The 442-nt window shown below is 59.7% G+C and carries 1 protein-coding gene; it reads left to right on the top strand.

The annotated features are described in order from the left end of the window. Positions 1-201: 201 nt before the first annotated feature. Positions 202-442 (top strand): EVE domain-containing protein (locus tag J5M67_RS28670; RefSeq protein ID WP_207888707.1); only part of this gene is annotated, 241 nt, incomplete at its 3' end.

Below are 442 nucleotides of genomic sequence, written 5' to 3'. Positions count from 1 at the left end.
CGCTTCATCTGATCGCCTCCCCCTGCCAGGCGAATCTGCCGTCGAGTTGACGTGCTTTATCGTTCTAGAGCCCGATACGCCACTCAACAGCCGCGGCATTTTCCGTTAAGCATCGACCGGGCGCAAACCTGCGTTGCCACCGACCGTCGGGGAAATTTGCCATCATGGCCTTATCGAACCGCCGAAGGGAGGGCAAACTCCATGCCGTATTGGTTAATGAAGTCCGAGCCGGATGAATTTTCCATCCTTGATCTTGAGAAACAGCACCAGGCGCGCTGGGATGGCGTGCGCAATTACCAAGCGCGCAATTTCCTGCGCACGATGGCCGAAGGCGACCTGTTTTTCTTTTACCACTCCAGCTGCGCGGTGCCGGCGATCGCCGGCATCGGCCGCATTGCCCGTCCGGCGTATGCCGATCCGACGGCCTTGCAGCCCGACAGCC

This window comes from Pseudomonas sp. 30_B (genome assembly GCF_017491605.1).
Lineage (GTDB): Bacteria > Pseudomonadota > Gammaproteobacteria > Pseudomonadales > Pseudomonadaceae > Pseudomonas.
This window is presented reverse-complemented; position numbering and strand designations above follow the sequence as displayed.